Here is a 22,455-nt window from a genome sequence, read left to right on the forward strand (position 1 = left end):
GCGTGCCGGCACGCCGGCCAGCAACATAACCCCTCATCCTCCCACCGCTGCGCGGCGGGCCCCTCCTTCTCCCTCTGGGAGAAGGTGTATTCAGCGCCCTAGACATTCAGCAACAGGAACTCCCGCTCCCACGGGCTGATCGTGCGCATGAAGGTCTCGTACTCGGCCTGCTTCACCGTGGCGTAGGCGTTGCAGAAGGTGGTCCCCAGGATCTCGACCAGGGGCTTGGCCTCCTCGAACAGGGTCACCGATTCCAGCAGGGAGCGGGGCAGCTCGATGCCGCGCACGCTGGCGTCGGTGTCGACCGGGGCGGTGGGCGACAGGTTGTGGATCATGCCCAGGTAGCCGGCCGCCAGCACCGCCGCCATGGCCAGGTACGGATTGGCGTCCGACGAGGGGATGCGGTTCTCGACGCGGCGATTGGCCGGGTCGGACGGCGGCACGCGCAGGCCGCAGGTGCGGTTGTCGTAGCCCCACTGGGTGTTGACCGGGGCCCCGCTGTCGCGCGCGATCCGGCGGTAGCTGTTCACGTAGGGCGCCAGGATGGCCATGATCGCCGGCAGGTAGCGCTGCTGCCCGGCGATGAAGGCGTAGAACAGCGGCGTGGCGTCGCCGCTGTCGGCGTTCGAGAACAGGTTCTGGCCGTCCTTGTCGAGGATCGACTGGTGGATGTGCATGGCGCTGCCGGGCTCGGCGGCCATCGGCTTGGCCATGAAGGTGGCGTAGATGTCGTGCTCCAGCGCCACCTCGCGGATGGTGCGCTTCATCATGAACACCTGGTCGGCCAGCTCCAGCGGATTGCCGTGGCGGAGGTTGATCTCCATCTGGGCCACGCCGCTCTCGTGGATCAGGGTGTCGATCTCCAGGCCCTGGCGCTCGGAGTACTCGTACATGTCCTCGAACAGGGCGTCGAACTCGTTGACCGCGGCGATGGAGTAGCCCTGGCGGCCGGTCTCGGGCCGGCCCGAACGCCCGATCGGCGGCTTCAGCGGGTAGTCGGGGTCGGTGTTCTTGTCGACCAGGTAGAACTCGATCTCGGGGGCCACGATCGGCTCCCAGCCCTTCTCGCGGTACAGCGACAACACCCGGCGCAGCACCTGGCGCGGGCTCTCCTCCACCGGCCGGCCGTCGGGGTGGAAGGCGTCGTGGATCACCTGGGCGGTCGGGTCCTGGGCCCAGGGCACCACGGCCAGGGTGGCCAGGTCCGGGGTCAGGAAGATGTCGGTGTCGGACTGCACCGCGTTCACCGCCCCCTCGAACTCGGGGAAGTCGCCGGTGATGGTCTGGTAGAACACCGCCAGCGGCAGGTTCATCGACGGCGCGCCCAGGAACTTGCGCACCGGCATGATCTTGCCCCGCGCCACGCCCGCCAGGTCGGGCACGACGCACTCGATCTCCTCGATGTTCTGGCGGGAGAACCAGTCGCGCGCATCGTCGAGGGTGGGCACCCCGCGCGTGGTCTTGGGGCCGGGCTTGGACTTCTTTTCTTTGTACTTCATGGGGCGCTCCTCGCGCTTTCGAAGTCTAGTCTCTTGAGTTTTGGCGACAATCTCACCGTCGTCCCATGACGACGGACGGGCGTCAGGAGGTGTTCTCACGTCCTGTCCCGTTGTCATCCCGGAAGCGCGAAGCGCTGTCCGGGACCCAAGGGCGGTGCGCACGGCCCCTGGGCCCCGGCTCTTCGCTGCGCTTCGGCCGGGATGACAACGGTGGGGTGCGGATCAAGACACGGGCTCTGCCTTCAGCGCCCGCAGCACCGGCTCGGCCTCGTCCAGCGACTTCCTGATGATCGCCACCAGGTCGTCGATCTGGGCGTGGGTGATGATCAGGGGCGGGCAGCAGACGATGCTGTCGCGGATGGCGCGGACCATCAGGCCGTTGGCGATGCACAGGTCGCGCACGATCGGCCCGGCCTCGCCCTCCTTGTCGAGGAAGCGGTGATTGGTCCCCTTCTCGCGCACGATCTCGACCGCGCCGATCAGGCCCAGCGAGCGGGTCTCGCCGACCAGCGGGTGGTCGTTCAGCGTGGCCAGGGCCTTGGCCAGGTAGGGGCCGGTGTCGTCGCGGGTGCGCTCGACCAGGCCCTCGCGCTCCATGATCTCGATGTTCTTCAGGGCCACGGCCGCCGCGGTCGGGTGGCCCGAATAGGTGAAGCCGTGGATGAAGTCGCCGCCCTTCTCGCGCAGCTCGGCGACGATGTGGTCGGCCACGCCCACGGCGCTGATCGGCAGGTAGCCGGACGACAGGCCCTTGGCCATGGCGATCATGTCGGGCTTCACGCCGTAGTGCTGGTGGCCGAACCATTGGCCCAGGCGCCCGAAACCGCAGATCACCTCGTCGCAGACCAGCAGGATCCCGTACTTGCGGCACACGGCCTCGACCGCCGGCCAGTAGCCGTCCGGCGGGATGATCACCCCGCCCGCCCCCTGCACCGGCTCGCCGATGAAGGCCGCGACGTTCTCGGGGCCGACCTCCAGGATCTTGTCCTCGATCGCCTGCACCGCCCGGTCGCGGAAGGCGGCCGGATCCTCGCCGAAGCCCTCGCCGAAGTGATAGGGCTGCATCACGTGCTCGACGCCCTCGATGGGCAGGTCGCCCTGCGCATGCATGTGCTTCATGCCGCCCAGCGAGACGCCGGCCACGGTCGAGCCGTGATAGGCGTTCCAGCGGCTGATGAAGACCTTGCGCTGCGGCTGGCCCTTCAGTTTCCAGTAGTGGCGGGCCAGGCGGAAGACCGTGTCGTTGGCCTCCGACCCCGACGAATTGTAGAAGACGTGGGTCAGATGGCCGCCCATCTTCTCGGCGATCTTGGCCGCCAGCTTCACCGGCGGCGGCGTCGCGGTCTTGAAGAAGGTGTTGTAGTACGGCAGCTCCAGCATCTGGTCGTAGGCCGCCTTGGCCAGTTCGTCGCGGCCGTAGCCGACATTGACGCACCACAGGCCGGCCATGCCGTCCAGGATCTGGTGGCCCTCCCCGTCATGGATGTAGACGCCGTCGGCCCGGGTGATGATCCGGCTGCCGCCCAGCTGGGCGATGACCTTGTGGTCGGCCTGGGCCGGCAGGTGATGGGCCAGGTCCAGGCGCTTGAGCTCGGCGATGTCGTAGTTGCGGATCGGGACGGTCATCGGGGGTGCTCTCCTGGACGTTTCTTGTTCTCTAAAATCCGCTCATCCCGGCGAATGCCGGGACCCAGATCCTATGGCGCTGGGTCGGGCTGGACGGACGCTGCGCTCAAGGACCCCACCTCAACGCCCCGCCATCTGGGTCCCGGCATGCGCCGGGATGAGCGGAACGAGGGGTTCGCCCCGCAGCGCGCGGCCGAACACTTCGAAGAACGCCTGGCTCTGCGGGTTGCGCTCAGGCTTCCATTCCGGATGCCATTGCACGGCCAGGACCGGCGCGCCGTTGACCTTGGCCGACACCGCCTCGACCACGCCATCGGGCGCCCGGGCCTCGACCAACAGGCCCTCGCCCAGCCGGTCGACGCCCTGGTAGTGGACCGAGTTGACGATGGCGGTCTCGGCGCCGAACGCCGTGGCCAGCACGCCGCGCGGGGTCAGGTCGACGCGGTGCTCGTGGTCGAACATGGCGTCGAAGCCGGCCTCGTCGGGGGCGTGGTGGGCCAGGGGCGCGCCGTCGGCCGACATGTCGCGTCGCAGGGTGCCGCCGAACGCGACATTGATCTCCTGGAAGCCCCGGCACACGCCGAACACCGGCCGGCCCAGGTCGAGCATGGCCTTGATCAGGTCGGCGGTCATGGTGTCGCGCCCGGCGTCGAACGGGCCCGGGGCGTCGGGGACGTCCTGGCCGTAGAGGGCCGGGTCCATGTTCGACGGGCTGCCGGTCAGCATCAGGCCGTCCAGGCGGGCGGCGACCTCGGAGGCCTTCATCAGCTCGGGCATCGACGGCACCAGCAGGGCCGCGGCGTCGGCGTACTTCATCGCGCCGGCGACATAGCGGTTCATCACCGCCTGGGCCGGTTCGATCCCGACGGTGCGGGTGCAGCAGATGATCCCGGCGACGGGTCTCATGCCGTGCCTCCCTGCTTGCCCCCTACGGACCGGTTCGCGGTCGTCTTCCCCCATAGGGGGAAGAGCCTCGCGGCGCAGGCTCCGCCCCCTATGGGGGCGGACAGGCGACGAAGTCGCCAGGTGGGGGCAAGTATGGACGCAGGGCCTGTCATGATCAGCTCAACAACACCGCCGGCGAGCACGCGTGCCAACCCAGCCACACGGCCTCGCCCAGCTTGAAGTCCTCCTGGTCCCAGCGGGTCAGGTTCTGGCGCGCCACCTTGATGCGGCGGCCGCTCTTGATCTCGACCTCGTAGAGGCTCTGGCCGCCCAGATAGGCCTCGTGCTTGATCACCCCGGCCACGGCGTTCTGGCCGACCGGGCAGTCGCCCATGTTCGGCGGCGGCGCGCCGTCGGGGCGCTTGTGCAGCTCGATCTTCTCGGGCCGCAGCGCCGCCCAGACCGTGCCGCCGCGCGCGCCGGTGACGCCGTGGTCCAGGAAGATGTCGCAGTCCAGGTCCGGCGATTTGACCACCGCGTGGCTGGGCTCGTCGACGGCCAGCACGCCCTCGAACAGGTTCACGCTGCCGATGAAGTCGGCCACGAAGCGGCTGTTGGGGAACTCGTAGAGGTCGCTGGGACCGGCCACCTGCTGCAGCACGCCGCGGTTCATGACCGCGCAGCGCGACGCCAGGGCCAGGGCCTCGTCCTGGTCGTGGGTGACCATGATGAAGGTGATGCCCACCTTCTCCTGCAGGGTGCACAGCTCGGTGCGCATCTGCTCGCGCAGCTTGGCGTCCAGGGCCGACAGCGGCTCGTCCAGCAGCAGCACGCGGGGCCGCTTGACCAGGGCCCGGGCCAGGGCCACGCGTTGCCTCTGTCCGCCCGACAGCTGGTCGGGCTTGCGGCCGGCCAGGCCGTGCAGCTGGACCAGGTCCAGCGCCTCCTCCACCCGCCGGTCGCGCTCGGCCTTGCCGACCCGGTCCACCTTCAGGCCATAGGCGACGTTGTCGGCCACGCTCATGTGCGGGAACACGGCGTAGGACTGGAACACCATGTTCACCGGCCGCTTGTTGGGCGGGATGGTCGAGACGTCCTGGCCGTCGATCAGGATGCGGCCCTCCGTGGGCGTCTCGAACCCGGCCAGCATCCGCAGCAGGGTGGTCTTGCCGCAGCCCGACGGCCCCAGCAGGGCGAAGAACTCGCCCTCGGTGACCGTCAGCGACACGTCGTCCACCGCCGCCAGCTTGCCGAAGCGCTTGGTGACGTTCTCGAAGGTGATGATGGGTTGGCTGGTCACCCTCGGCTCCCCCTACTTCCGCTCATCCCCGCGAAAGCGGGGATCCAAGCGGCCTTGGCTTGCTGTGCGCTGAGCGAAATCACCAGCTCGGCTTGGGTCCCCGCTTTCGCGGGGATGATCGGCGTGAAGGCGGCGTTCATTTGCCGTCCCCGTGCGCGCCCGCCGTCGCCGCCGGGTCGCCCTGCAGCTTCAGCGCCACGGCCGTCAGGATCACGGTCAGCACGATCAGGATGGTCGAGGCGGCGTTGACCTCGGGCGTCACCGAGAACCGGACCATCGAATAGACCTTCACCGGGAAGGTCACGGTGTCCGGGCCGGCCGTGAAGAAGGTGATGACGAAGTCGTCCAGGCTGAGCGTGAAGGCCAGCAGGGCGCCGGCCACCAGCGACGGGGCCATGTGCGGCAGGATCACGTCCTTGATCGTGCGCCACTCGCCGGCCCCCAGGTCGCGGGCGGCCTCCTCCATCTCGCGGTTGAAGCTGGCCATGCGGGCGCGGACCACCACCGCCACGAACGGGAACGAGAACGAGACGTGGGCGATGGTGATGGCCCCCAGGTTCAGCGGCCAGGGCAGGCCCACGGGCCAGGGCAGGACCTTGGCGAAGAACACCAGCATGGCCACGCCCATGCAGATCTCGGGCACCACGATCGGCAGGGCCAGGGCCCCGTCCAGCACGGTCTTGCCCGGGAAGCGGAACCGCCACAGCACCAGGGCGACCATGGCCCCCAGGGCCACGCTCAGCACCGTGCACAGGGCCGCGATGGTCAGGCTGTTGGCGAAGGCCTCGATCAGCGACGAGTTGTTGAAGGCCTTGTCGTAGTATTTGAGCGTGAAGCCCTTCCAGACGATGTTGCGCCGGCTGTCGTTGAAGCTGAAGGCCATCAGGGCGATCAGCGGCGCGTAGAGGAACACCCCCACGGCGGCCAGCCAGGCCTGCATCTGCCAGCGGCGGAGGTATTCGAGGGGGCCGGGGGGTGATCTCTTCGGCATCAGAAGTCCCCCAAACGGTTGTCATCCCGGAAGCCCCGCAGGGGCTGTCCGGGACCCAGGTGACCGGGCTGATGCGGTGCGGCTGCCCTGGGTCCCGGACAAGCGCTCCGCGCTTTCCGGGATGACAACAGGAGGTGCGGAAGTGAGGTGCTCATGCCCGTTCCCCCCCCTTCTTGCCGCGCGCCAGCAGCGCCTGCACCGCGATCGCGACAAACGTCAGGTACATCAGCAGGAACGACAGGGCCGCGCCGAAGGGCCAATCGTTGGCGCGCTTGAACTGGCGCTCGATGACGTTGGCGATCATCTGGCTGTCGGGGCCGCCCAGCAGGTCGGGCGTCAGATAGGCCCCGAGCGCCGGGATGAAGGTGATCAGCACGCCCGAGGCGATGCCCGGCAGGGCCAGGGGGACCACCACCTTGAACAGGGTGCGCATGTGGCCCGCGCCCAGGTCGAGGCTGGCCTCCAGCAGCGACTTGTCCAGGCGGTCCAGTGCCGAGTACAGCGGCAGCACCATGAACGGCAGGTGGACATAGACCAGGCCCACCACCACCGCGAAATTGGTGTGCATCATCTCCAGCGGCTGGAATGGCTGGAGCGGCATGATCTTGGCCGCCAGGGTCCAGATCGCCTCCAGCCCCTTGTTGATGTAGCCCTCGTTGCGCAGCACGGCGATCAGGGCGTAGGTGCGGATCAAGAGGTTCGTCCAGAACGGCAGCATGATCAGCAGCAGCAGCCAGGTCTTGGCCTTCTGCGAGGCGAAGGTGATGGCCAGGGCGACCGGGAAGCCGATCACCAGGCACAGGAAGGTGGTCAGGGCCGCCATCCAGGCCGACTTCAGGAAGATCTTCAGGTACAGCGGCTCGATCGCCCGGGCGTAGTTCTTGAACGTGCCGGTGATGGCGATCTGGGTCAGGCCCTCGTTGTGGCCGAAGCTGTAGGCCCAGACGATGGCCAGCGGGACCAGGAAGAACAGCACCAGCCACACCAGCGGCGCGCTGAGCGCCGCGGCGAAGACGGATTTGGCCTGTTTCCAGGATTGCTCCATGGTCCCTCTATTCCAGCTCTAAGGTTGTCATCCCGGAAGCCTCGCAGAGGCTGTCCGGGACCCAGGGGACCGGGCGGAGGCGGTGCGGTTCGCCTGGGTCCCGGCTCTACGCTTCGCTTCGGCCGGGATGACAACGGTTTGAGTCAAGTGATCCGATCAGGCCGCCCGCACGCGGGTGATGACTTCCTCGTACAGGCTGGCCTTTTCCGGCCCCTCGAACGCGCCGTACTCGCACTTGGCCAGGGCCGCGGCGGACGGGAAGATCACGGGGTTGTCCTTGTAGTCCGGCGGCATCAGCGCCTTCGCGGCGGCGTTGGGCGTCGGGTAGAGGATCGTCTTGGAGATCTCGGCCCCGGCCTGGGCGTCCAGCAGGTAGTTGATGAACTTGTGGGCGTTGTCCGGACGCGGCGCGCCCTTGGGGATGCACAGGGTGTCGGAGTTCAGCAGGCTGCCCTCCTTGGGGATCACGAAGTCGATGTCCGGATCGTCCTTCATCACCTGGGCGATGTCGCCGTTGTACTCCAGCACCAGGTCCACATCGCCGGCCACCAGCATGTCCTGGCCGTTGTCGTCGTGGAACGCCTTCACATAGGGCTTCTGGCGGATCAGCATATTCTCGATCTGCTGCACCATCTCGGGCGGGATGTTGTTGACGCTGTGGCCTAGGTACTTGGCGCACAGCCGCACCAGGTCGGCGCTCTCCGACAGCAGGGCGATGCGGCCGTTGTACTGGGCGCTGTCGAACAGGTACTTCCAGCTGTCGGGCACGCCTTTCACCTTGGACTTGCGATAGCCGATGCCCAGCACCAGCCAGGTATAGGGCAGCGAGTACTTGCGGCCCGGGTCGTAGTCCGGGTTCAGGAAGGCCGGGTCGACGTTCTTGATGTTGGGGATCTTGGCGTGGTCCAGCACCTCCAGCATGCCCGCCTGGCTCATGCGGGTGACGAACTCGTTGGACGGCACGATCACGTCGTAGCCGGCGTTGCCCGCCTTCAGCTTGGCGAACAGCTCGTCGTTGGTGGCGAACAGGCTCATGTTCACATCGACGCCCGTGGCCTTCTTGAAGTCGCCCAGCGTGGTCTCGCCGATGTAGGTGTCCCAGTTGTAGAAGTTCAGCTTGGGCTCTTCGCCGTTGGCCGACTTGGCGGCCTCGCCCTGGGGCTTCTGGCCGCAGGCGGTGAAGCTGATGCCGATGGCGGCCGCGCCCATGGCGGTCAGCAGCGAGCGGCGGGTGCCGAGAATGCGGTTGGTGCTCATGCCCTTACAGACTCCCCAGAGGTTGTTTCCCTTGCGCGATCAGGAACCCTCCCGACCCCGCGTTCAACTCAAGCCGTACTCCCAGCGTCCCGCCGTCAGGCGTTGCGCAGATACCAGTCATAATCCAGCTGCCCGACCACCTCGGCGAAGCGCGCCTGTTCGGTGCGCTTGACCGAGACGAACATCTCCACGAACCGCTCGCCCAGATAGTCGCGCAGCACCTCGCTGGCCTCGAACAGGTTCACCGCCGCGTACCAGTCGGTGGGCAGGCGCACCTTCTCCTTGGCCGCGGCCGCGTAGCCGTCGCCGACCACCGCCGGGCCCGGATCGATCTTGTTGCTGATCCCGTGGTGGGCGCAGGCCAGCAGGACAGCCAGCACCAGATACGGGTTGCCGTCGGCCCCGGCCACGCGGTGCTCCACATGGCGGGTCGGCGGCGGGCCGGCCGGCACGCGCAGACTGACCGTGCGGTTGTTGACGCCCCAGGTCGGGGCGACAGGCGCATAGCTGTTGGTCTTGAAGCGGCGATAGCTGTTGGCGTTGGGCGCCAGGATCGCCATGCAGTCGGCCATCAGCGCCTTCATGCCGCCGATCGCGTGCTTGAGCAGGGGCGAGCCTTCCGGGTCGTCGGCGGCGCAGAGGTTCTTGCCCTCGGCGTCGTTGAAGCTGACATGCACGTGGAAGCCGTTGCCGGCCTGGTCGGCCCAGGGCTTGGCCATGAAGGTGGCCTCGCAAGCGTGCTTCAGCGCCACGCCCTTGGCGGCCCGCTTGTAGCGGAGGGCGTCGTCGGCGGCCTGCAGGGCGTCGGGTTTGTGCTTGAGGGTCAGCTCCACCTGGCCCGGGGCGAATTCCGAGATCGCGCCTTCCAGCGGCACGCCCAGCACGTCGCACACCTCCCACAGCTCGCGCAGGAACGGGGCGTAGGCCTCCAGCTCGGGCAGGCCGTAGACCTGGATGCCCTGCGGCCTTTCGCCGGTCTGCAGCGACCGGGCCGGCAGCAGCTCGCCGGCCGGGCCGCGATGCTGTTCGACCAGGTAGTATTCCAGTTCGCACGCCACCACCGGGGTCAGGCCGTCGGCGGCGAAGCGGTCCAGCACCCGCCGCAGCACGTGGCGGGGGTCCAGGTCGTTGGCCGCGCCGTCCAGCTCGTACAGCGACAGCATCACCTGGGCCATGTCCGGACCCAGCCACGGCGCCAGGGTCAGGGTCCCGGGCACGGGCCGCGCCCGGCGGTCGGCGTCGCCGTCCTCCCAGACCAGGCCCGTGTCCTCGCAGTCGGCACCCTGGGTGTCGACCACCAGGATCGAGCCGGGCAGGAAGCGCCCGTACTCGTAGATCGCCTGCAGCTCGTGGACCCGCAGCCGCTTGCCGCGCGGCACGCCGGTCATGCTGGTGAAGAACACGTCGACGTACTTCACCTGCGGATGGGCGGCGAGGAAGTCGAGGCATTCCTGCGGGTCGGCGACCAAGGGGAGCGTCATGGGCGTTTCTCGACACCCTCTCCCATGGGGAGAGGGAGGGACCCACGCGAAGCGTGGGAGGGTGAGGGGGTAAGGTGTCGGACGGGGTGCCGGAAAAGGGTCGAACGAGGACGGCGAAGGCGTAACCCCTCTCCCTCCCACCGCTTCGCGGCGGGCCCCACCCTCTCCCTCTGGGAGAGGGTGTCGAAACGCGAACCCGTCATGTCCCTAGCCCTTCAAGCGCCCCAGCAAACCCATCCACCGCCTCGACCAAACGATCGATCGCCGCGTCCTCGGTGACCGGCGACACCAGCATCATCGTATGGAAGGGCGCGATCAGCACCCCTCGGTTGATCAGCCACAGATGAAGCGCGTGCAGCAGGTCCGGGTCCAGCGTCTCGCGCATGGCGGCGGCGTTTTTCGGCGGGCTGGCGGCGAGGACCAGCTCGACCCGCGCGCCCACGTGGACCACCGACCAGGCCAGGCCGCGCGCCGCGATCACCCCGCGCAGCCCCTCGACCAGCCGGCCGGCCCCGGCCAGCATCTTGGCGTAGGCGGCGTCGGTCATCACCTCGGACAGCATGGCCCGCATGGCGGCGATCGCCAGGGCGTTGCCGGACAGCGTGGTGCCGACGCCCGACTGGCCCGGGCCGATCCGGGCGGCGGCGCGGTCCATGCATTCGGAGAGCTCGGCCGTCACGCCCCAGACCGCGGCCGGCACGCCGCCGGCGATGGCCTTGCCGACCACCAGCATGTCGGGCTCCAGCCCATGGGCGCGGGCGTAGCCGCCGGGCGCGGTCGAGATCGTGTGGGTCTCGTCGATGACCAGCAGGGTCCCCGCCTGGCGGGTCAGGTCGCGCATCACCGACAGGAAGCCCGGCTGCGGCAGGATCATCCCGCAATTGGTCATGGCCGGCTCGGCCAGGACGGCGGCGACGTCGCCCGGCGCCAGGGCCTGGGCCAGGGCCTCGGGATCGTTGAACGGCACGACGCGGGTGGTGGCCGTCAGGTCGTGCACCTGGCCCAGCAGGCCCGGCTTCATGACCGGCCGGCTTTCACCGGAAGGATTGGCCTCGAGGACCACGAAGGCGTCGTCGACCATGCCGTGGTAGCAGCCGTCGAACACCACGATCACCGGCCGCTGGGTCACCGCCCGCGCCCAGCGGATCGCGGCGCGGTTGGCGTCGCTGGCCGTGGTCGCCATCTGCCACAGCGGCAGGCCGAAGCGCTCGGCCAGCAGCCGGCCGACGATCACAGCCGAGGCCGTGGGCAGCATGAAGCCGGTCCCGCGCTTGGCCTGGTCGGCGATGGCGCGGGCCACCGCCTCCTGGCCGTGGCCGAACATGGCCGGCGTGTCGGCCAGGCAGAAGTCGTCATACAGCTTGCCGTCGACGTCGGTGACCTGGGCGCCCACGCCCTGGGCCGCGAAGATCGGGCACGGGCTGGCCCAGTCGGTCATCCAGTGCATCGGCGCCCCGCCGCGCCAGACGTCGGCCGACTGCCGCGACATCGCGCACGACCGCGGATGCTCGGCGACGAACCGCCGGGCCTCGTCCTGGATCAGGTCGGCGAGGATCGGGGCGTTGGCGGGTTTGGGGGCGCCGCTCATACCACCCCCGGCCTTTCAACCATAACCACCGTCATCCTCGGACTTGTTCCGAGGACCCCTGCCTCAGCCGCGAAGAACGAAGATCCGTGGAGCGGTGAGGTCGCGACCCGACCACCCGACGGCAAACCCGCCGACAGAGGGGTCCTCGGAACAAGTCCGAGGATGACGGGTGTGAGGGTAATGGAAGGGTTTTGGCTCATACCACCCCGCCGAAGCACAGGTATTTCGTCTCCAGATACTCGTCCAAGCCCTCGGAAGACCCCTCGCGGCCCAGGCCCGAGTCCTTGACCCCGCCGAACGGCGCGACCTCGGTGGAGATGATGCCCTCGTTGATCCCGACCATCCCCGCCTCGATGGCCTCGGCCACGCGCCAGCAGCGGGCGACGTCCTTGCTGTAGAAATACGAGGCCAGGCCGAAGGGCGTGGCGTTGGCCAGTTCGACGGCCTGCTCCTCGGTCTCGAACCTCACGATCGGGGCGACCGGGCCGAAGATCTCCTCCTGGAACAGCCGCATCTCGGGCGTCGCGTCGACCAGCACCGTCGGCTGCCAGAACAGGCCGCCCAGGTCGTGGCGCGCGCCGCCGACCGTGGCCCGGGCGCCCTGCTCCACCGCCTCGCGCACCAGGCCCTCGACCTTGGCGATGGCCTTGTCGTTGATCAGCGGGCCGATGGTCACGCCGTCCTGCGTACCCGGCCCCACCTTCATCGCCCCGACCTTCTCGGTCAGCCGCGCGACGAAGGCGTCGTGGATGCCCGACTGCACGATCAGCCGGTTGGCGCAGACGCAGGTCTGGCCGGTGTTGCGGTACTTGCTGGCGATCGCCCCGTCGACGGCCGCCTCCAGGTCGGCGTCGTCGAAGACGATGAAGGGCGCGTTGCCGCCCAGCTCGAGGGAGAGCTTCTTCATCGTGCCGGCGCACTGGGCGTAGAGGGTCTTGCCGACGGGCGTCGAGCCGGTGAACGACAGCTTGCGCACCCGGGCGTCCTCGCACAGGGCCTTGCCGATGCCGGCGCTGTCCTTGCCGGTGACGACGTTCAGCACGCCGGCCGGTACGCCCGCCTCGACCGCCAGCCGGGCGATGGCCAGGGCGCACAGCGGCGTCTCGGCCGCCGGCTTGACCACCACGGTGCAACCCGAGGCCAGGGCAGGGCCGACCTTGCGGGTGATCATGGCGATCGGGAAGTTCCACGGCGCGATGGCGGCGCAGACCCCGACCGGCTGCTTGATCGAGGCCAGGCGCTTGCCCGGCATCGGGGTGGGGATGGTGTGGCCGTAGGCCCGCTTGGCCTCGTCGGCGAACCAGTCGATGAACGCCGCGCCATAGGCCACCTCGCCGCGCGACTCCGCCAGCGGCTTGCCCTGCTCGGCGGTCATCAGCCGGGCCAGGGCCTCGGTGTGGGCCAGCATCAGGTCGGACCATTTGCGCAGGATCGCCCCGCGCTCCTTGGCGGTCCTCGCCGCCCAGGTTGGGAAGGCGCGATGGGCGGCCTCGATGGCCACCTTGGTCTCGGACGGCCCCAGGTCGGCGACCTCGGCGATCACCGACCCGTCGGCCGGGTTCAGCACCTGGAAGGTGGTTTCGCTCTCGATCCAGAGGCCGTCGATGAAGGCGGCGGTTTCGACGAGTTCCAGGGTCTTGAAGGTCATTGGGTCATCACCTCAGCGTCACGGACACCGACTTCAGGTCGGCGTACTTGTGCAACGCATGTAGGCTCCGATCGCGACCGAATCCCGACTGCTTGAAACCGCCGAACGGCATGGTGATGTCGCAGGCGTCCCAGCCGTTGACCCAGACCAGCCCCGCCTTCAGCCGCCGAGCGGACGTGAGGGCACGGTCAATGTTCGATGTCCACAGGCCGGCGGCCAGGCCGTAGACGGTGTCGTTGGCCAGGGCGATCGCCTCGTCGGCGTCCTTGAAGGTCTGCACCCCCAGCACCGGGCCGAACACCTCCTCCCGCGCCAGGGTGTGGTCGGGCTGGAGGCCGTCGAAGATGGTCGGCTCCACATAGAAGCCGCCGGTGTCCTGGCGCACGCGCTGGCCGCCCAGAAGCCGGCGGGCGCCCTGGCTTTCGGCGGTGGCGATGTAGTCGAGGGCGGTGTTCATCTGCCGCTCGCTGACCATGGCCCCGAACACGGTGTCGGGGTCCAGCGGGTCGCCGGGGACCATGGCCTTGGCCACCGCGATCACCTTCTCGACGAAGGCGTCCTTGATCGACTCCTCGACCAGCAGGCGCGAGGCCGCGGTGCAGACCTCGCCCTGGTTATAGAACACGCCCCAGGCGGCGGCCTCGGCGGCGGCGTCCAGATGCCTGCAGTCGGCGAAGACGATCTGCGGCGACTTGCCGCCCAGCTCCAGCGACACGCGCTTGAGGTTCGACCGCCCCGAATACTCCATCAGCCGACGGCCCACCGGGCCCGAGCCGGTGAAGGCGATCATGTCGACGTCCATCGACAGGGCCAGCGCCTCGCCCGCGACGCCGCCCAGGCCGGGGATCACATTTAGGACCCCTGCCGGGAGTCCGGCCTCAAGGGCCAGTTCGCCCAGCTTCAGCGCCGTCAGCGGCGACTGTTCGGCGGGTTTCAGGACCACGCTGTTGCCCATGGCCAGGGCGGGGGCGACCTTCCACATCGCCATGTGCAGCGGGAAGTTCCACGGCACGATGGCCCCGATCACGCCCAGCGGCTCGTGCACCGCCCAGCTCAGCCGATCGACCGGCGCGGCGCCGACCTCGCCATAGACCTTGTCCAGCGCCTCGGCGTACCAGCGGCACGTACCGATCGACAGCGGCACATCGACGGCGCGGGCGTCGCGGATCGGCTTGCCGGTGTCCAGGCTCTCCAGCAGGGCCAGGTCCTCGGCGTCGCGCTCCATCAGCTCGGCCAGGCGGAACAGCACCGCCTTCTTGGCCCGCGGACCCTGGTCGCGCCAGCGGCCGTCCTCGAAGGCCTTGCGGGCCGAGGCGACGGCGCGGTCGACGTCGACGGCCTGGCAGGCGGCGACCTTGTTGATCAGGGTCCCGTCGCGCGGCGAGACGTTGTCGAACGTCTGGCCCGACGCCGCCTTGACCAGGCCGCCGTCGATCACCGCCCGGTCGGGCAGGGACAGGGCCTTCAGGGCGTCGAAGATGGACGGGGCGGTCACGCGGGGTTGCTCCAGAAACTGTGATCACAGTTTGCGTCGGGTGGACGACTGTCAAGGTGGGGACGCGGGGAAACGGCCGGGTTTGCGTCCCCTGCCCGATCCCTACCCACCGTCATCCTCGGACTTGTTCCGAGGACCCCTGGTTCAGCCGTGTTGACGTTCGCAGGACGGACACGGCGATCGCGGCGCTCCAATCTCGAAGGACAGCGAAGCGGCACGAGGGGTCCTCGGAACAAGTCCGAGGATGACGGAGCTAAAAATTGCACATGCCGTGGCGCCGCCCTCACCCCCGCACCTCAACCGCCGCGCGCATCTTGTCCATGCCCTCCGACAGGTCGGCGGCGATGGCCCGCCTCGCGGCTTCGGCGTCGTGGGCCTTCAGGGCCTCGGTGGCCTCGACGTGGCGGTCGGCGGCCAGGCCGTCGGCGCCGACGCGGCCGAACACCACGCGCATGAACGGACCGATCTGCAGCCACAGGCCGTTGGCCATGGCCAGCAGCACTTCGGCCTCGGCCCGCTCGTAGATGGCGAAGTGGAAGTCGTGGTTGGCGGTCATGTAGGCGTCGACGTCGCCCAGCTTCAGGGCCTCGTCGACGGCGGCGTCCAGCTCGCGCAGGCGCTTGACCAGGGCGGCGTCCACATGGGGCGCGGCGCGGGCCGCCAGCTCGGGCTCGACCCACAGCCGGGCCTGGGACAGCTGCTCCAGCCGGCTCGCCGTCAGCGAGGGCACGGACAGCCGCTTGTTGGCCGGGTTGATCGCCAGGGCCCGCTCGGCCGCCAGCCGCCGCACGGCGTCGCGCACCGGCATCGGCGACACCCCCAGCTCGGCCGCCAGGCTGCGCAAGCTGACCCCGACGCCCGGCGCGATGCGGCCGGTGATCAGGGCCAGCCGGATGGCGTCGTAGACCTGGTCGTGGACGGCCACGCTGTCGGCGAGGGGTTTCCTTCGCGGCGAGGCGGGAGGCGAAACGGGGGACACACACTCACTCCTCTGCCTGCGCCCCGATCACACCAAGCCCGAGGGTGAGTGTGTGTCCCCACCTCCGGCCGCGGCGTCCGGTTTGGTCTTGCCAGCAGACCTCCAATCGCGATCACAATGCAAGACCTTGGAGCGCGCCCCATGCCCGATTTCGGTCCGAACGACCTCGACGCCTTCTGGATGCCGTTCACGTCCAACCGGCGGTTCAAGGCCAACCCGCGCATGCTCTCGTCGGCCGAGGGCATGTGGTACCGCACGCCCGACGGCCGGCCGGTGCTGGACGCCACCTCGGGCCTGTGGTGCGTCAACGCCGGGCATAATCGCCCGAAGATCGTCGAGGCGATCCGCCGTCAGGCCGGCGAGATGGACTACGCGCCCAGCTTCAACATGGGCCACCCGGCGGCGTTCGCCTTCGCGAGCAGGATCGCCCAGATCACCCCGCCGGGCCTGGACCGCATCTTCTTCACCGGCTCGGGTTCGGAGTCGGTCGACACCGCCCTGAAGATCGCCCTGGCCTACCACCGGGCGCGCGGCAAGGGGACCAAGACCCGGCTGATCGGCCGCGAGCGCGGCTATCACGGCGTGGGTTTCGGCGGCATCTCGGTGGGCGGCATCCCCAAGAACCGGATGTATTTCGGCAGCCTGCTGACCGGCGTCGACCACCTGCCCCACACCCACGGCGTGGCCGGGAACCTGTTCAGCCAGGGCCAGCCGAAGAACGGCGTCGAGCTGGCTGACGCCCTGGAGGCCATCGTCGCCCTGCACGACGCCAGCAACATCGCCGCGGTGATCGTCGAGCCGGTGGCCGGCTCGACCGGCGTGCTGGTGCCGCCCGAGGGCTACCTCCAGCGCCTGCGGGCGATCTGCGACAAGCACGACATCCTGCTGATCTTCGACGAGGTGATCACCGGCTTCGGCCGGGTGGGCGCGCCGTTCGCGGCCGAGCGGTTCGGGGTGATCCCGGACATGATCTGCATGGCCAAGGGCCTGACCAACGCCGCCGTCCCGGCCGGCGCCGTGGCCGCCTCGGACGCCATCTACCAGGCGATGATGGACGGCGCGGACGCGGCCATCGAGCTGTTCCACGGCTACACCTATTCGGCCCATCCCCTGGCCTGCGCGGCGGGCATGGCGGCGCTGGAGGTCTATCAGGAGGAGGGCCTGTTCCAGCGGGCCCTGGGAATGGAGCCCTACTGGCGCGCGGCCGTGCACTCGCTGAAGGACGCCCGCCACGTGATCGACATCCGCGACTTCGGCCTGATCGCCGGGATCGAACTGGAGCCGAGGCCCGGCGCGCCCACCGCCCGGGCGATGGCCGCCTTCGAGACCGCCTTCGACCAGGGCCTGCTGATCCGCGTCACCGGCGACATCATCGCCCTGTCGCCCCCGCTGATCATCGAGAAGGCGCAGGTCGATCGGGTGGTGGAGACGATCAGAGGGGTGCTGGCGGGGGTGGACTGAGACGCCGCGCCCGGCTCGGGGGACACACACTCACGGCAAGGCCGCGCCGATCCGCCATGCCGTCGGGTGTGAGTGTGTGTCCCCAAAGTCGTCCGCCCAAGCTTGACTTGAACCCCTCCCCCTCTCGACCTGAGAGGGTATAAGAGACCATGACCGTCGCCGACATCCGTCCCGCCAAGCCAGCCCCGATCAGCGGCAACGCCCTGATCCTGATCGCCGCCTTCACCGCCCTGACCTTCGCCCTGGCGTGGATGGACGAGCCGCCCGGCGTGCTGACCTTCGCCTTCGTGGCGGTGGGCTGGATCCTCAGCGTGGTGGTCCACGAGTTCGCCCACGCCTATGTGGCCCACAAGGCCGGCGACCATACGATCGTCGAGAAGGGCTACCTGACCCTGGACCCGCTGAAATACACCGACCTGACGACCAGCATCCTGCTGCCGCTGATCGTGCTGGCGGTGGGCGGCATCGGCTTCCCCGGCGGGGCGGTCTATCTGCGCGAGGACCTGATGCGCAGCCGGCTGGGCCGGTCCATGGCCTCGCTGGCCGGGCCGCTGGGCACGCTGGCGGTGCTGGTCGCGCTCTCGGCCTGCCTGGCCGCCGACCGGGCGTTCGGCGTCGACGACAGCGCCCTGGCGCGCGCCGCCTCGTTCCTGGCCTTCCTGCAGGGCTTCGCCCTGGTGCTGAACCTGCTGCCCCTGCCCGGCCTGGACGGCTTCGGCGTGATCCGCCCCTACCTGCCGCCCGCGATCCAGCAGGGCGCCCTGCGCCTGGGCAACCTGGTGTTCATCGGCCTGTTCCTGGCGATCTTCTTCGTCCCGGCGGTCAACGACGCCCTGTTCCGGACGGTGCTGGCGATCACCGACCTGTTCGGCGTGGCGCGGCCGGAGATCGGCGCGGGGCTGCGGGCGTTCCGGTTCTGGGAGGCCTAGCCTAGGCCGCGCTCAGCTTCGCCGCCGGGGTCGCCGTCACGGCCGGGCGAAAGGTCGCCGCCGGCTTTTCCACCCCCGCCGTCTGGACCAGGCAGCCGTACCAGCCCAGGCCCTCGTAGGTCTCGTAGCCCGGGGTCAGGGCGTAGCCGACGGTCCGGTCGCCCTCGGCGTAGCTGCCCATGTCGCCGCCCGAGGTGTCCAGCTTGAAGGTCTCCTCCAGCACGCCCCTGCCGTCCGAGCTGGCCAGCACCCGGTGGTTCTGGTCCAGCAGCAGCACGCGCGAGCGGGCCTTCTCCTCGTCGGTCAGGCGCACGCCGTCGACCACCGCCTGGGCCTGGGGCTTCCAGTCGAAATGGACGCCCAGCACGCCGATCACCCGGCCGTCGGCCTGGCCGCCCTCGCGGATGGCCGTGGCGTAGGTGGCGACCGGGGCGTCGTTCAGCGCCCGCACCCGCTCGATGTCGCAGACGGTGAAGTCGTCGCCCGACTTCGTGCGCATGGCGTTCTTGAACCAGTCGGTCTCGGCCACCGAGGCGCTGCGGGCGGCCGGATACTTGTCGGGCCGGCCGCTGGCGATCACCCGGCCGGACGGGTCGGCGATCCAGAGGTCCAGATAGACGGTGTAGGCGTCGAGGATCACCTTCAGCCGGCGGCTGGCGTGGTCGCAGGCCTCGCGCGACGGGGCCGCCACGCAGTCGACCACGGCGCTGTCGGTGGCCCACCAGCGTACGTCGCAGGTGCGCTCATAGAGGTTGCGGTCGATGATCTCGATGGCGTTCAGGGCCAGGTCGGCCAGGCGCTGGCCGCGCAGGTGGCCCAGGATCGCCCCGCCGATGGCGGTCAGCTCGTTGAGGTCGGCGCGCACCTGGCTCTCCAGGGCGGCGGCCACCACGTCGATCTGGGTGGAGATGGTCTTGAACTCTTCCGCCACGATGGCGAAGCCGCGCCCCGCCTCGCCCGCGCGGGCGGCGACGATCAGGGCGTTGATGGCCAGCATCTTGGCCGAACGGTTGACGTAGGCGATCTCGCCGATCTTCTCGCCGGCGACGTGGCTCAGGCGTTCGCTGAGCTCCAGGATGCGCTCTGGGCGGAGGCTGGCGTCTTCCGTCGACATGGTTTCCCCCGAAACCGGGCGGCGACGCTCCGAACAGCCGAATCGCTCGCCAGACAAGCGAGAATGACACCCGTGTCAGCTTTCGGGGATGGGGGAAGGACAATTCGTCGCGCATTTTCACAGGTTTAGCGGCAAGCGGCCTGTGGAAATGTTCAGTTTCGCGGCAATCTATGCCTCATTAATCATCAACGCCCGACAGCGGTGTCATAGCGACGTCGCAGCGAAGCCTTGCCGCACAAGAAATGACACCGGTGGACAGGATTTAGGGAACACGAGACAGTCCACCGATAATCCGCTCATCCCGGCGAATGCCGGGACCCAGATGGAATGGCTTTGAGGCTGACGCCATGAGCGCTGAGCCTGTCCAGTCAGCCTCCCAGCCATGGGATCTGGGTCCCGGCATTCGCCGGGATGAGCGGTCCAAGAGGGGAAACGACAGATGATCCGAACCGCCCTGGCCCTGACCCTGGCCCTGTCCGCCACCGCCACCCAAGCCGCGCCGCGCGAGGTCCTGGCCTTCCCCGGGGCCGAGGGCGCGGGACGGCTGTCGCTGGGCGGCCGCGGCGGGGCGGTGATCAAGGTGACCAACCTCGAGGATTCCGGCCCGGGCAGCCTGCGCGCCGCCGTCGAGGCCCAGGGCCCGCGCACCGTGGTGTTCGAGGTGGCCGGCACGATCCCGCTGAAGAGCGAGCTGAAGATCGCCAACGGCCGGATCACCCTCGCCGGCCAGACCGCCCCGGGCGGCGGGATCACCCTGCGCGACCACACCCTGGTGGTGGCCGCCGACGACGTGGTCATCCGCTTCATCCGCTCGCGCCTGGGCGACGAGAGCAAGACCGAGGGCGACGCGATCTGGATCAATTCCGGCCGGCGGATCATCCTGGACCACGTCTCGGCCAGCTGGTCGGTGGACGAGACCCTGTCGGCCAGCGCCCGCTACGACAATCCGGGCCAGGGGTTCTATGACCTGACCGTCCAATGGTCGATCATCGCCGAGAGCCTGCGCCACTCGATCCACGCCAAGGGCGACCACGGCTACGGCAGCCTGATCCGCGGCGGCCAGGGTTCGAAGATCAGCTTCCACCACAATCTGTGGGCCAACCACCTGGCCCGCATGCCGCGCCCGGGCAACTACGACGGGCCCGACAAGGACCCGGTCGGGGCGTTCTTCGAGTTCCGCTCCAACGTCTTCTACAACTGGGGCAAGGGCCACGCCGGCTACGACGCCGACAAGGCGGCCCTGGCGGCCTACAGCTTCATCGACAACGCCTATGTGATGGGCCCCGACAGCGAAAAGCCCATCGCCTTCAACGAGAGCAACAGCCTGGCCAAGGCCTGGTTCGCCGGCAACAGCATGAACGGCCAGGTCCCGGCCGATCCGTGGAGCCTGGTCAGCGGCCTGCAGGCCGACGGCTGGCGCCAGGCGGGGCCGATCGAGGTGGCGCCGGTGGCGGCCGACCCGGCGGCCTCGGCCTACGAGCGCGTGCTGAAGGACGCCGGGGCCAGCGTGTTCCGCGACAGCGTCGACGCCCGCGTGGTGGCCGGGGTGCGCGACAAGACCGGCAAGCAGATCGACAGCCAGAAGGAGGTCGGCGGCTGGCCCGTACTGCCGGCGGGCAAGGCGGCGGTCGACACCGACGGCGACGGCATGCCCGACGCCTGGGAGAAGGCGCACGGCTTCGATCCGAGGAAAGCCGACGGGGCCGCCCTCGCCAAGGACGGTTCGGGCTACACCAACCTGGAGCTCTACCTGGCGGACGCGGCGAAGCGGCGGGGCTAGCGGCTCACCCACTTGCCCCCACCTGACCGCTTCGCGGTCTGTCCGCCCCCATAGGGGGCGGAGGACCTAAGCGCGCGCCCTCTTCCCCCTGTGGGGGAAGACGATCGCGAAGCGATCCGTAGGGGGCAAGTGATCGCCGCGCCGACCTTTGCCCCTGTTCAAGCTTTCCGCTAAACCCGCCCCCATGTCGCACAACACCTTCGGCCACCTGTTCCGCGTCACCACCTGGGGCGAAAGCCATGGGCCCGCCCTGGGCTGCGTGGTCGACGGCGTTCCGCCCGGGATCGCCATCAGCGCCGAGGCCATCCAGGCCTTCCTCGACAAGCGTCGTCCCGGCCAGGGCAAGTTCGTCACCCAACGCCAGGAGCCGGACGCCGTGCGCATCCTGTCGGGCGTGTTCGAGGACGAGCGGACCGACGGCCTGCGCACCACCGGCACGCCGATCAGCCTGATGATCGAGAACACCGACCAGCGGTCCAAGGACTATGGCGAGATCGCCCAGGCCTTCCGCCCCGGCCACGCCGACTACCCCTATTTCGCCAAGTACGGCGTGCGCGACTATCGCGGCGGCGGACGCAGCTCGGCGCGCGAGACCGCGGCGCGGGTGGCGGCCGGCGCCGTGGCGCGGCTGGTGATCCCGGGCGTCACCCTGCGCGCGGCCCTGGTGCAGATCGGCCCGCACAAGATCGATCGGGGCAACTGGGACTGGGACCAGGTCGAGCAGAACCCCTACTGGTCGCCCGACGCCGCGATCATCCCGGTCTGGGAAGAGCACCTGGAGACGATCCGCAAGGGCGGCTCGTCGACCGGCGCCGTGGTCGAGGTGGAAGCTGTGGGCGTGCCGGCCGGCTGGGGCGCGCCGCTCTACGGCAAGCTGGACGCCGAGCTGGCCGCGGCCCTGATGTCGATCAACGCCGCCAAGGGCGTGGAGATCGGCGAGGGCTTCGACAGCGCCGCCCTTACCGGCGAGGAGAACGCCGACCAGATGCGGATGGGCAATGACGGCCCGGTGTTCCTGAGCAACCACGCCGGCGGCGTGCTGGGCGGCCTGTCCACCGGCCAGCCGGTGGTGGCGCGCGTGGCCTTCAAGCCGACGTCGTCGATCCTGATCCCGCGCGAGACCGTCAACGAGGCGGGCGACGAGATCGACCTGCGCACCAAGGGCCGCCACGACCCCTGCGTGGGCATCCGCGGCGTGCCGGTGGTCGAGGCCATGACCGCCTGCGTCCTGGCCGACGCCTTCCTGCGCCACCGCGGCCAGACCGGCGGCGGGGCGTTCGTTCCGGGCGTGGACGGGCGGCGGGGTTAACCCTTGCGCGCCTCCGGCCACTCTTCGGGCCGCAGGATCATCGTGGGACGGAGGAAGGGCGATCGGAC

General features: G+C 69.3%; 17 protein-coding genes. 4 read left to right on the forward strand and 13 right to left on the reverse strand.

The window, feature by feature from the left end:
* Positions 1-98: 98 nt before the first annotated feature.
* The 12 genes from WAE60_RS10025 to WAE60_RS10080 all read right to left on the reverse strand — a co-directional run bounded on the left by WAE60_RS10025 (position 99) and on the right by WAE60_RS10080 (position 15,794).
* The gene (locus WAE60_RS10025; RefSeq protein ID WP_029907778.1) at positions 99-1,499 is read right to left on the reverse strand and encodes a glutamine synthetase family protein; all 1,401 of its coding nucleotides are present in this window, start codon (positions 1,497-1,499) and stop codon (positions 99-101) included.
* A gap of 222 nt (positions 1,500-1,721) precedes the next feature.
* Positions 1,722-3,125, reverse strand: a complete 1,404-nt coding sequence (locus WAE60_RS10030) for an aspartate aminotransferase family protein (protein ID WP_337686077.1) — start codon at positions 3,123-3,125, stop codon at positions 1,722-1,724.
* 120 nt (positions 3,126-3,245) lie between these two features.
* Positions 3,246-4,031, reverse strand: coding sequence for a gamma-glutamyl-gamma-aminobutyrate hydrolase family protein (locus WAE60_RS10035; RefSeq protein WP_337686080.1), 786 nt, complete (start codon positions 4,029-4,031; stop codon positions 3,246-3,248).
* A 154-nt stretch (positions 4,032-4,185) separates the two neighbouring features.
* Positions 4,186-5,310, reverse strand: coding sequence for an ABC transporter ATP-binding protein (locus WAE60_RS10040; RefSeq protein ID WP_029907784.1), 1,125 nt, complete (start codon positions 5,308-5,310; stop codon positions 4,186-4,188).
* A gap of 136 nt (positions 5,311-5,446) precedes the next feature.
* Positions 5,447-6,301 carry an ABC transporter permease gene (locus WAE60_RS10045; RefSeq protein ID WP_029907786.1) on the reverse strand — a complete coding sequence of 285 codons (855 nt, stop codon included), beginning with the start codon at positions 6,299-6,301 and terminating at the stop codon, positions 5,447-5,449.
* 151 nt (positions 6,302-6,452) lie between these two features.
* Complete coding sequence (locus WAE60_RS10050; protein WP_337686082.1) at positions 6,453-7,346, reverse strand: ABC transporter permease; 894 nt, start codon at positions 7,344-7,346, stop codon at positions 6,453-6,455.
* 156 nt (positions 7,347-7,502) lie between these two features.
* Complete coding sequence (locus tag WAE60_RS10055) at positions 7,503-8,603, reverse strand: spermidine/putrescine ABC transporter substrate-binding protein (protein ID WP_337686084.1); 1,101 nt, start codon at positions 8,601-8,603, stop codon at positions 7,503-7,505.
* 95 nt (positions 8,604-8,698) lie between these two features.
* A complete protein-coding gene (locus WAE60_RS10060) occupies positions 8,699-10,084 on the reverse strand; it encodes a glutamine synthetase family protein (protein WP_337686085.1) in 1,386 nt (461 codons plus the stop codon).
* A gap of 199 nt (positions 10,085-10,283) precedes the next feature.
* Positions 10,284-11,672, reverse strand: coding sequence for an aspartate aminotransferase family protein (locus tag WAE60_RS10065; protein ID WP_337686087.1), 1,389 nt, complete (start codon positions 11,670-11,672; stop codon positions 10,284-10,286).
* Positions 11,673-11,868: 196 nt separating this feature from the next.
* Entirely contained in the window at positions 11,869-13,320 is a 1,452-nt protein-coding gene (locus WAE60_RS10070; protein WP_337686089.1) for an NAD-dependent succinate-semialdehyde dehydrogenase, read from the reverse strand.
* Positions 13,321-13,327: 7 nt separating this feature from the next.
* Positions 13,328-14,830, reverse strand: coding sequence for an aldehyde dehydrogenase (locus WAE60_RS10075; RefSeq protein ID WP_337686192.1), 1,503 nt, complete (start codon positions 14,828-14,830; stop codon positions 13,328-13,330).
* A 268-nt stretch (positions 14,831-15,098) separates the two neighbouring features.
* Positions 15,099-15,794, reverse strand: coding sequence for a GntR family transcriptional regulator (locus WAE60_RS10080; RefSeq protein ID WP_337686090.1), 696 nt, complete (start codon positions 15,792-15,794; stop codon positions 15,099-15,101).
* Positions 15,795-15,911: 117 nt separating this feature from the next.
* Here WAE60_RS10080 and WAE60_RS10085 point away from each other — a divergent pair, with 117 nt between their 5' ends.
* Together WAE60_RS10085 and WAE60_RS10090 are read left to right on the forward strand one after the other, a co-directional pair.
* A complete protein-coding gene (locus tag WAE60_RS10085) occupies positions 15,912-17,255 on the forward strand; it encodes an aspartate aminotransferase family protein (protein WP_337686092.1) in 1,344 nt (447 codons plus the stop codon).
* A gap of 149 nt (positions 17,256-17,404) precedes the next feature.
* Positions 17,405-18,184 carry a site-2 protease family protein gene (locus WAE60_RS10090; protein WP_337686094.1) on the forward strand — a complete coding sequence of 260 codons (780 nt, stop codon included), beginning with the start codon at positions 17,405-17,407 and terminating at the stop codon, positions 18,182-18,184.
* A gap of 1 nt (position 18,185) precedes the next feature.
* Here WAE60_RS10090 and WAE60_RS10095 read toward each other — a convergent pair whose 3' ends face one another.
* Complete coding sequence (locus tag WAE60_RS10095; RefSeq protein ID WP_337686096.1) at positions 18,186-19,298, reverse strand: methyl-accepting chemotaxis protein; 1,113 nt, start codon at positions 19,296-19,298, stop codon at positions 18,186-18,188.
* A gap of 439 nt (positions 19,299-19,737) precedes the next feature.
* Here WAE60_RS10095 and WAE60_RS10100 point away from each other — a divergent pair, with 439 nt between their 5' ends.
* Together WAE60_RS10100 and aroC are read left to right on the forward strand one after the other, a co-directional pair.
* Positions 19,738-21,078, forward strand: a complete 1,341-nt coding sequence (locus WAE60_RS10100; protein ID WP_337686097.1) for a pectate lyase — start codon at positions 19,738-19,740, stop codon at positions 21,076-21,078.
* A 184-nt stretch (positions 21,079-21,262) separates the two neighbouring features.
* The gene (gene aroC / locus WAE60_RS10105; protein ID WP_337686098.1) at positions 21,263-22,387 is read left to right on the forward strand and encodes a chorismate synthase; all 1,125 of its coding nucleotides are present in this window, start codon (positions 21,263-21,265) and stop codon (positions 22,385-22,387) included.
* The last annotated feature ends 68 nt before the right edge of the window (positions 22,388-22,455 follow it).

This window comes from Caulobacter sp. CCG-8 (genome assembly GCF_037402475.1).
Taxonomy (GTDB): domain Bacteria; phylum Pseudomonadota; class Alphaproteobacteria; order Caulobacterales; family Caulobacteraceae; genus Caulobacter.